This window comes from uncultured Halopseudomonas sp., from assembly GCF_963977355.1.
Lineage (GTDB): Bacteria > Pseudomonadota > Gammaproteobacteria > Pseudomonadales > Pseudomonadaceae > Halopseudomonas.
Genome location: NZ_CAXBOV010000030.1, coordinates 36,572 through 46,650 on the forward strand (window position 1 = coordinate 36,572; position 10,079 = coordinate 46,650).

Consider the following 10,079-nt stretch of genomic DNA (forward strand, 5'->3'; position numbering starts at 1 on the left):
GTGGAGATATCAATGAATTGCCGCCGAATATAGAAGACCCATCACTAGGTCACGCGCACGCCGCTCGGGCTGCGCCTCGCGGCGAGGGCAGTGCCAATGGAATTACCGATGCGCGTACAATTCGGTAACCGCGGCCCAATCCGAGAAGCCTAGACTGACCAAGGCCTGAAGAATCCGCCGTTATTCCTCTCGAATTTGCCTTCGGTCATCAGAACACCCTGGACGGTCTGAATACCAAGCGAATACAAGCTATCATCAGAAAGTTCGTTAAAGTCTACAATATTTGTGTGAAATGGCGCTTATTGAAATGCTGAGCGAAGCATTATATTTCGGCTACTCACCAAGGGGCGCGGCATTTTCAGCCTCTTGTATGTGGGTGATACTTCAATGATATTTTGTTTAAACCCGCGAGACCGGTTTTTTCGGTCGGCCAGGACGCAAACGCTATATAATAAGCAGACCAGGTTGCCGGCGGGTACGATTATCAGAATGCCGTGCCAGCCTGGATATCCGGCGAGCTGTCAGATGCGCCAGATCGAAAAAATACACCGCCCTGGCTAGCGTCCAGAGCACGTGCTCCGTCCACAGCTTTCCGTCCTATATTGCTGCATCATGTAGCTACTCTCCTCTATTTTTGCCAGAACATCATTGCTTATCGGGTTCTACTCCATGACTGCAAACAATTTCTCAAGCGCACCGGACGTTAGCGGGAATCGTTAGACCGCAACATTCAGCTGATTGGACCGCCTTTATTACATTTGTATCACTTCCAAACAATTACAATTCTGCAAGCAATAGCCGAACGTTTGCCTTCCAGCACTCCGCAATCTGGCCGGGTCACAGGCAGTTTGCGTCCGCGAAGGTCAGGCTCCTTGCAAGTCGAAAACGCGGTGCATAGCCGCCATCGGTTCAAGCGTAGATACAACCCGAACCTCTTCAGACCTGTTAGAACACAGTCCGACGACAGGTCTGCCTGCAACCGAAGCAAACAACCCGTCCATGCGGCGCTACCGACCGACGGCATGGCCGTCTAGGAGCTCAATCAGCAATCAATCCAACGGAATGGGCTATCAAACCGGTAGCCAGCTCGGCGACAAACATAGATGCATTAATCCTAGCAACACGCCGAGCGCACATGTTTTTCGGCGCCTGAATAAGCTGAGTCCTCGGTGGCCCGACTATCTTCACAAGCCGCATCTCGATTTTTCTCAGAGATGCTCTTAGTCTGAGGGCAAAGGTTCGTTCGTGATAGCGTCGTCCGAGCCGTTGTGCAAAGTCGTTGAATGACCATCCACCAGATTAAAAGCCAAGCTGCAGATTTCGTCGAAGCTGCTCAGAGCAAGACGTATCAATCGCTCCACCGAGGGGCAATCGAGCTTAAGCACGTCATAGATACTGATCGACCTGCCGGCCGATGAAGAGCTATTCGGGTGAGGAGCCACTTACCCGTTACCGCAGCCACCCGCGTCCCCACAAGCTTTATACATTCACACCTCCGGACCATCAAACCTAAAAGTAGTAGTAGGAACTCTCTACCGGACAGAGGGTCAAGAAAGGTCCTAGAGCATGCTTGGAACTAGCACCTACCTTGCTTCGAGGTTGATATGAGTGACATATGGTCAGTGATAGGTCTCGCACTACTACCTGCTATTGGAAATCTGACTGGTGGCCTGGTATCCGAATTCACGCGTACGCCAGGCAGGCGGCTGAACAAAGCACTGCATGCGGCATCCGGCATCGTTCTGGCAGTCGTTTCTGTCGAGTTGATGCCGGAGGTATTGGCCGTACTGTCGGGCTGGACGGTCGGAATTGCGTTTGGCGTCGGTGGTAGTGCTTATATTGTGATCGAAAGTTTGGTCGACAAGATCCAGCAATCGCAGGGCGGAGCGCGCGCGAAAAACCGCGGCATGTGGATGATCTATATCGCCGTGTCTATTGATCTCTTCAGTGACGGGCTTTTGATCGGGGCCGGTTCTGCAGTGGCGATGTCGATGGCGGTAGTTCTTGCGCTGGGGCAAGTGCTGGCGGACTTTCCTGAAGGTTACGCCACAATGGCGAACATGAAAGACAAGGGTATCCCTCGGCTACAGCGGATGGCGCTTTCCACGTTCTTTTTCGTTCCGGTGCTGGGCGCTGCCATCCTCGCTTATTATGGTCTGCGAGGCCAGAGTGAAACGCTCAAGATGATCGCGCTAACTGTCACCGCAGGTCTGTTAACCGTAGCGGCAGTCGAGGACATGTTGAGTGAAGGTCACGATGCCAACGCGGATACCAAAGGTTCGATCGTTGCGTTCACGGGTGGTTTCGTCGTGTTCACTTTCGTTTCGGCAGGGCTGGGGAGTATCAGCAGCAACGGCTGAAATCACTCATTTGCGCCAAGCCACACGCAAGGGGGTCTTCACGCAGAAAATGTGTTTGATGTTGGGGTGGATAGAATGGCTCCACTCAGGAACTTCGATTGTCGCGCTTTGTGCTCTTCAATATATTGGCCAGGTCTTCTGGAACATGCATCGGCTCAAACGGGCTTACGCTGGCTCGGCCTGTATTGCCGAGGGGCACCCAGATTCGCGAAAACACCAGCGCAGCGGCAGCACGAGTCAGTTGTCCGAATATCTCGCGGGCATCACGTGTGCGCCAGCCAAGCCGCAGCATACGTAAATGCGTTGCGGCGTGTGCGAACGCGAACTTCTGGCTCAGGATATGCGCACGTTCGAGATGGCTGAACGCTGTGGTGAAGTCGGACTGATGCGCGGCGTCCGCAGCTGCCATCAGCTCTGCTTGATAGGACATCTTGAGTTCGTTGTTCATCGCCCCGCTCTCCTAGTGTTTAACCCCCCGGCATTCCCGTCTGGCTGCAAAGCCATCGCGCAGGCTCTCCGACTTTTGACGATCTAGTTTTGCGCCTTCGGCAACGATTCCTCAACAAGCCGCAGTAGGGGTTCGGGCCCGAACTGGGTCAGTTGGCGGCCATTCACGAAGAAAGTGGGCGTACCACGAATTCCTACGGCTTCTACGTCCTGCATGTCTTTCTCAAGAATGCCGTCTATCCTCGCCGAGTGCATGTCCTCGCGGGCTTTAGCTATATCCAGACCGGCTGCTTCGGCGGCCTCCCAGGCTTTGGTCACCTGCGGGTCGTCATGCCAAGCGGGCTGTGCTTCCAATACTGCTTCAAGTACCGGCTCGTAGATGTTCTGCAGGCGAGCAGCCTCCAGGAGCCTGGAAACTTCCTCGGAGCCTTGGTGAAACAACGTGTATCGCAAGACCAGGCGCACCTGGTCCGGGTACTTGGCCATAATCTGTTTGACGACGGGGTAGAAGGCGCGGCAAGCCTCGCAGGAGGGGTCGAAAAACTCGACGATGGTCACGGGCGCATCGGCAGGTCCGAAGGTGGGCGAGTGGAAGCGAACCAATGCCTGCTGGTTCTCCACGGCCCCGGTGGTGGCATCAGACGCTTCGACAGCGGGGGCAGTTTGTTGCGGCTGCTGAGGCTGTGGCGTGAAAAAGACCGCGGCCCCGAAGCCTGCGACAAGAAGGACACATACCGCAACGACGATGAAACGACGATTCATTGGTGAGTTCTCCGACGAATAAGCAAAAGCAGAACGATGATGGCAGCGAAAATGCCCAGCGCGAGGAATGGAAGCGGCAACCCGCCGAAAATGGTCATTCCGGCGCCCGAGCAGGATGGGCCCGTGGCCGTGCAGGGCTGAATGGGCTGGGGAATCAGCCCGACATAAAGCAGCGAGTGCGCCAAAGCGAATAGCGCACCGATCGCCGCAAGCGGCAAGGCATAGCGCCACACTTTGAAGTCTGAGTGGAAGCAGGCTATTGCCAGAATCACCGTCAACGGAAACATGAAGGCGCGCTGAAACCAGCACAGCACGCAAGGCGCCTGACCAAGAACCTCGCCGATGTATATAGCTGAAAGCGAAGACACCGCTGCCAGCAGCCAGGCTGCGAACAATAACAACCAGGGAGCAACTCGGTTGGCCATCATCGAGAATCTGCTCCGCGTTCACTGGAGCAGCTGCTCTGCGACGAAGAGCAACAGCTATCGACAGGTCTATCGGAATCGTCGCTGGCTGGGGTAACGGCAGCTTCGGAATCACCCGCGCGCCACTCCACAAGCCCTTCGCGGATGACCTGCCAGGCGGATTGCAGAAAGAGCAGGGCGATGGCGACGCCGACGATAACGTCTGGCCAGAGAGTACCGGTAACGGCGACCATTCCGGCGGCAAGAATCACACTGCTGTTGGCGATCAGATCATTTCTGGAGCAGAGCCAGGTCGAGCGCATGTTCAGGTCGTCGGCACGATGGCTATAGAGCATCGCGAAACAGACGCCGTTTGCCAGCAAGGCAAGAGTACCCACTATGCCCATCAAGTCCGCGGCGGGCACTTCCTGAAGCACCAGTTTGCGTATTGCATCGGCAATCACCACCACACCGAACAACAGCATGAAGCCGCCCTTGAACAGCGCAGCGCCGGCACGGGCGCGGCGACTCTTGTCCAGTACGAAGAGCGTCAGCGCATATACTGCGGCATCGCCGAACATATCCAGCGAATCGCCCAGCAATGCGGTTGAGCTTGCGATCCAGCCTGCAGTGAACTCGACACAAAACATCACCGCATTGATGGCCAGCACCACATACAGCACGCGGCTCTGGCTGGCCCTCAGTTGCGCCAGTTCCCCGGCCTTGTTCTCACAGCAGCTATCCATGACAGCCCCCACTAAACGCGAAAGCAGGAATACTAAGGGTTATATTGCAGTGGTCAACTGATTCCGGACAGTGGATAAAGTTTTTCCTCTGCCTTGGCAGGTGCTAGACCATCATTGAATTGATAAGGATAATTGTTCCATCCATTACGTCTAAATTCAGTTCGTCACCTGGTCCAACACCCTTTTTTGCGAGCCCCCCTGGGGGCAGCTCCACAACCCGACCCCCGCTGCCATCTCCGGCGACCTCACAAATTGCTTTTCCAGCGGTCGCAATGGCCAACAAAGCTAGCCTCTAGTTCGATCGTAAATGATGGACTGGATAGGCTTGTTCACTGATCGTCCGCTAGTTCACTACGAGTCCTTCGAGCGCGGCTTTGGTGTCACATCCGGCATGGATCGCCTCAGCGAAGCCAGCCATAGCTGCCCCTGCATTTTGGTCATGCAACGCGCGCTCCATGAACGACGCTGCCAATGATTCAAGCTCGTCGTCCCGCTCTATGCCCGATTGAGGGTTCAACAGAGCAAGTCTCTGAAAAACCTGCCTACCATCGGTTTTTTCATCGATCTCGAAGAGATTCGAAAAGGCTTTCCCAAGAGAGCCTGCAAGATGACCATCTGGACGATCCCAACTTCTGCCGATCCCACCTTCCTGGACCGCCCTCCCGATCTGTTCTCTGATCTTTCTAGGGATTGTCGCAGCAGCTTTAGTGCGGTTGGAAAACCTGTGATTTGCGTAGCTTGCCGCGGCCCTTACCACAACCCAAACCACAAACCACAGTTGTGAAACGCTGTAGGTGTGAAGCCCTTGCCTGACTACCCCTCTGATTTTCTCGAGGTCTTCAGATTCGAGTATGAGACGATAGGTGTCACATTGATCTAGTAAATAACGAACGACGTCGTTTTCGGCATAATCCAGCCAGAGCTCGAACAAAGCCTTCGCGTCGGTGAATTCACGCTCTGCGATGGTTCTGATGGCTTTGTCGCCGCGCCCAAACTTTTCGTCGGCAACAAGGAAATACTCTGCTTGATTCCGGCGAATCATGAGCTCACCATCTTCTAGAAAGTAAGTACCTGGCCTAGACGTGCAGGGCGAATCCAAGATAATTTTGTCCTCGCACAGCCGCCTGAAGAAACAGCCGGAATCAACTGGAGCGAGCGCATCGCACTCATTCTCCTTGAAGGTACCGTTGGCGAGACGTGATCCTATAAGAACATCGATTGCCAGCAGCAAAACACAGACGTCATCTGGCAGTGACTCGTATGAAATAGTCCGAGAAGCCATCTCATGACTGCGCTTTTCCAGCATGCACTGAAGCTCCGCCTCTTCCGCTTGCCTCATCCGCAGCTCATCTTGTTTTATACTCTCGGTACACGCTGCGCAAGGACGGCTAGAAAGCTGAAAGGCCTTTCTCGGCTCATGGCGCTTGGTTACCAAGACGGCTCCGTTGCAAAGGCAGCATCGCTGATTCTCATCATAAGCGAGGCACCACTGGCGCACATGGCTACTAACAAAGCTTGACTGGGTCAGTTTACGAAACGGAACCAGGTCACTTACTTTTTCGATGTAAGCGCCCTCACCGTCCATAGCCCAGTACCGCTTCGCTAGCTCGATCTCCTCAGGGTCCTGGGTCAAAAATTCTAGCCTAACTGCCATTCCTGATTCCTTCTGCTATCACTAACTCTTAAGCACATTGCTATCGAGCATCTTTTTGTTATGTGGCTTAATTTTGTCACGCACCGCCCTCAAGTCAGCTACCGGTGCTGGCTCGATCTTTATCGCCTTTGGGTTTCCCTGCCGCTTGTCACCATAGCGCCTAACTGAGTTGGTAGACTGGTGACCCATTATGTATGCGATTGTCTTTAAATCGAACGATGAGGCTTTCAAGTTTGCACCGACTTGATGCCGTATCGAATACATGCTTGGAATAATTTTCTTTCGCGGCCAAATTTTTTGGCCTTCCATTCGTATTCGATGCCTGATGGCATCAGTCGTCCAAGTATTTATTCGAAGGATTTCTATGCATGTTGCTACTATCCCTCTCACAGTTTCATCAGTGATAGTCAACAACCTGTCAGCACCCCGCGTCCCATTAGTCTTTTTTGCACCGCGAATGAAGAGTTGATTTCCATCAAGGTGCATATCACGAAGCTCTGCGGGCCTCACTCCTGTCTTGCTTATCAGGCAGACAGCGGCAAAGGCTGGCAGGAATTCAGCTTCCCCAAGATGTTTAGCCAGGGCGACGAGGTCGTCGTCAGCGAATGATTTAGCCCTCTTTGGCTTCGCTTTCTTGACTAGCGTGCTGCCGGGCATAGTAACCGGGTTCACTACCGCCTTGATTTTTGTAGCCGCTTTAATATGACCCTTGTTCTCCAGATCGAAGGCGATGGCATTTTTCAACCTTCTGAAATATGCGGGCTGAAAATTTACAGCGGTAGATACCAGAGCTTGCTTGATACTTGAAACACTCAAAGCAGCACCGTCCATATGATGCCTATAAAAGTGTGTAGCAATCGCAATATATTGCTTTTTTGTTTGATCGTTCATAACGCACCGATTTCTTATTATTATGGCGCTCAGCCGGTATGTATATAATGAGCATCTGTTCGGTGCAGAACAAGTTTACAGCCAGCCATCCTTGGTTATATAAATCGGTTAGCCATGCATAGCATAGAAAAACATCATGTTTTGATGGCAAAATATTAGCCGCTTCGCGAAGGTGCATTGAGGACATTCGCCCAGAAACTGAAGACCTCTCACCTGCGTTCGAAGTCTTGCTCGTTTCTGGGCGAATATCCTCAACGCCCCCATACTTGACGGTCAAGTATGGGTAACGTCGAGCCGTACTCGATGAATCGAGTACGGCTTGTATGTTTGCCATCAAACGCATGCCGACAAGCGCTTCGCACCCGTCGAATTTAGCGACCCATTAAGCAGGCAGCCGTACCTGGCTTAAGACCATAGCTGGCTCGACCATGCCGATCGGTCTTCTGCCAAAGCGTACTTGGCCTCAGCGAATTGGCTTTCTAGCATTGCGCGCACCAACCCTTCCTTTCGCTTGTTGGTCACGTGAGGCAAGCCACCTTGTCCGACTTGATCGCGCTCCCAACCAAAGTCTTCTAGAAAAGACACTATGCATACAATGGGTATCCAAAGACTTCCTTCCAAAACCTGATGCTCTGAGTCAAATGGCATGTATTTGAGAAATGTCCTCCAACGGTCAAGGATTACCTGATAGTCCGACATATCAATCTTGTAAAACTTGCATGCCTCGAGCGCGTCAAAATAAACCATCCCTTTGGACGAGGTAACGAGTTGGATGAAACCTTTAAGCTCTGGCCATTGCAAAGCAAGCACTCCTATCTGAATATCCCAAAAACCGATATTCGCATATTAGTAATACCTTAGCGCCTTGTCAACACTTACCAGAGGCGCTTGTGTCGAAATCTCTTTATCGTCCTGAAACAACAATTCTGCTCAAGCTGCTCAAGGAATACCGAACAGAAGCAGGCTTAACACAGGCCGATTTTGCGAAGGCGCTTGACCGCCCACAATCGTTTGTAAGCGACATAGAACGCGGTTCACGCAGACTCGATCTGATCCAACTTAGGGATATATGTGAGGTGCTGGGGTTAAGCCTTATCGACTTCGTTACACGGTACGAGCAGTTAGTAGCGGAATCGCGGCAACAGTGAAGGTGGCCCGGAGCCTCCAAGGTCGTAGACCACAATGATCAGAGCCAGCGAATCGGACCTACACCGGTTGTTCCTAATATGAGCGCTAGCACTCGCCTCTCACAGCACTGCAGCGCTTTGCATAACGGTAACGTTTGTGTAGCCAGCTTCGAGGAGACCCTGCTGTGTGGCAAGCACGCAACCTGAATTGTAATCTGGTTCATACCAGGCGCCCGTTAAGGAGATAGCCGTGGACAAAGGAACACCAAGCTCTGCGAGATGACTAAGGGCGATCTCTGTGTGCTCTGGATCGTCAGCTTCTAGCCTGTCGGCAAGCATCGGCGATCTTGAAATCGCATCCTTAATGGCCCTATCGAGGAGAGGGTAAAATCCTAGCTCGTCACTCAACCAGCCGTCGAGTACCAGTATATTGCCCGACCAGCCGTTTAATTCGTCTATTACAGCTTCCCTGGCAGCATCTGCTTCGTCGGAAAGATTCATGTCCGCCGAACCACATAGCGACCCGGGGTGGACTAGGATTAGCAACGGGCTGAATTTATTCTGGTGTGAACTGTTTTCTTGCATAAATACCGCTCGTGGAAGGTTGCTATATGGTCGAGGGGTGGTGAAAGCGTTTTTATTCACCGCCCCAGCATCCACGACAGTTTTGATGGTAGAGGTCACGAATTGCCGAGTCAATATTTATTTATCTTGTTTTTCAATGACTTATTATACTGAGTATACCAGAAGAAATATTTCAAATGCGCAAGCTAACCCCATACCAAAAGTACAGACTTGTCGCTGGACAATTACGGACATGCCCCTGATTGAGCGCTGAAACCAGAAGCTTGGACAGATAGGAATTTGAGGCTTTCAGCCTTGCCATCAAAATACCGACGTAGGCATCGACGTGCTCGATATTGATACTGCGCCCCCAGGTTGATAGCCGAACTTTTTGAGCGCGTAAGGCCGGACGATAAGGCTTTAGCGAATCCTCCGCTAGCGAAAGACGATATCCCAGTCTCGCGTCACAAGGTCGCGGCAGGCAGCTGGTGCGCCCCCGAAGCAGCGCTTGGAAGTAGTTTTGAGCTTCTCTGTCGAGTCGTAACCGATGGCTTCGCCCGTTTCGTCTACCAATACGCCGCCGGCACCGAGAAGGATGGCGTGTCCCGCCACGACGTCATGGGCTGACGTGGGGACGAGGGAAATAGCCGCAACCGCGTCCCCCGCAGCTGCCGCAGCCAACCTGTAAGCGATGCTAGTAGTAGGCACAGGTGTCGCGGGCGCGCAGAGTTGCGCGTTTAATCCCAGTTTCTTCCGAGCTCCGTTGCTGACCAACACGCTCGCGCTGCGCTGCAGCTCAATGTCGCAAAGCGAACGCTTCAGCATCAGGCCGTTGCGGTAGATGTAGTCCATCCCCAGCGCCCAGGCGATGCAATCCGAGCCGCGATCCTCGGTCACGGGTGCATATACCACTCCTAGCACCGGTTTGCTCTTGAAAAGCAGACCCACGGAAACCGACGAACCCTTAAATCCGCTTAAAAAATCGGCCGTTCCATCGTTCGGGTCAACCACCCAACAATGCTCCGCACCATTAAGCTGCGACCCAGTCTCCTCCCCCCAAAAGTCGCAGTTGGGTTCTACCCCGTTACTGCGGACACTCTTGAAAAGAGGCACAATGTGCCAAA

At 53.0% G+C, this 10,079-nt stretch carries 10 protein-coding genes; 2 read left to right on the top strand and 8 right to left on the bottom strand.

Going from position 1 to position 10,079, the window contains the following annotated elements; all coding sequences use genetic code 11:
* Nucleotides 1-1,604 precede the first annotated feature (1,604 nt).
* Nucleotides 1,605-2,360: a peptidoglycan-binding protein gene (locus tag AAC076_RS15145; RefSeq protein ID WP_339847249.1), complete on the top strand. Its 756-nt coding sequence runs from the start codon at nucleotides 1,605-1,607 to the stop codon at nucleotides 2,358-2,360.
* Nucleotides 2,361-2,445: 85 nt separating this feature from the next.
* On the opposite strand, the gene AAC076_RS15150 is transcribed toward AAC076_RS15145, so the two are convergent.
* The 6 genes from AAC076_RS15150 to AAC076_RS15175 all read right to left on the bottom strand — a co-directional run bounded on the left by AAC076_RS15150 (nucleotide 2,446) and on the right by AAC076_RS15175 (nucleotide 7,264).
* Nucleotides 2,446-2,808 (bottom strand): DUF3703 domain-containing protein, encoded by a 363-nt coding sequence (locus tag AAC076_RS15150; protein WP_339847250.1) that lies wholly within the window; start codon nucleotides 2,806-2,808, stop codon nucleotides 2,446-2,448.
* Between the two features lie 83 nt (nucleotides 2,809-2,891).
* Nucleotides 2,892-3,569 carry a thioredoxin domain-containing protein gene (locus AAC076_RS15155; RefSeq protein ID WP_339847252.1) on the bottom strand — a complete coding sequence of 226 codons (678 nt, stop codon included), beginning with the start codon at nucleotides 3,567-3,569 and terminating at the stop codon, nucleotides 2,892-2,894.
* Entirely contained in the window at nucleotides 3,566-3,997 is a 432-nt protein-coding gene (locus AAC076_RS15160; RefSeq protein ID WP_339847254.1) for a disulfide bond formation protein B, read from the bottom strand. Before AAC076_RS15160 ends, AAC076_RS15155 begins: the two co-directional genes overlap by 4 nt.
* Entirely contained in the window at nucleotides 3,994-4,719 is a 726-nt protein-coding gene (locus AAC076_RS15165; RefSeq protein ID WP_335605068.1) for a cation diffusion facilitator family transporter, read from the bottom strand. The genes AAC076_RS15160 and AAC076_RS15165 overlap by 4 nt, the downstream gene beginning before the upstream one ends.
* 343 nt (nucleotides 4,720-5,062) lie before the next feature.
* Nucleotides 5,063-6,373, bottom strand: coding sequence for a hypothetical protein (locus AAC076_RS15170; RefSeq protein WP_339847258.1), 1,311 nt, complete (start codon nucleotides 6,371-6,373; stop codon nucleotides 5,063-5,065).
* Between the two features lie 21 nt (nucleotides 6,374-6,394).
* Nucleotides 6,395-7,264, bottom strand: coding sequence for a site-specific integrase (locus tag AAC076_RS15175; RefSeq protein WP_339847260.1), 870 nt, complete (start codon nucleotides 7,262-7,264; stop codon nucleotides 6,395-6,397).
* 890 nt (nucleotides 7,265-8,154) lie between these two features.
* On the opposite strand from AAC076_RS15175, the gene AAC076_RS15180 reads away from it, so the two are divergent.
* The gene (locus AAC076_RS15180; RefSeq protein ID WP_182249991.1) at nucleotides 8,155-8,412 is read left to right on the top strand and encodes a helix-turn-helix transcriptional regulator; all 258 of its coding nucleotides are present in this window, start codon (nucleotides 8,155-8,157) and stop codon (nucleotides 8,410-8,412) included.
* A gap of 99 nt (nucleotides 8,413-8,511) precedes the next feature.
* Here the strand turns inward: AAC076_RS15180 and AAC076_RS15185 are convergent, their stop codons facing one another.
* Together AAC076_RS15185 and AAC076_RS15190 are read right to left on the bottom strand one after the other, a co-directional pair.
* Nucleotides 8,512-8,892 carry a hypothetical protein gene (locus AAC076_RS15185; RefSeq protein WP_339847262.1) on the bottom strand — a complete coding sequence of 127 codons (381 nt, stop codon included), beginning with the start codon at nucleotides 8,890-8,892 and terminating at the stop codon, nucleotides 8,512-8,514.
* A gap of 498 nt (nucleotides 8,893-9,390) precedes the next feature.
* Nucleotides 9,391-10,079 (bottom strand): inositol monophosphatase family protein (locus AAC076_RS15190; RefSeq protein ID WP_339847264.1); only part of this gene is annotated, 689 nt, incomplete at its 5' end.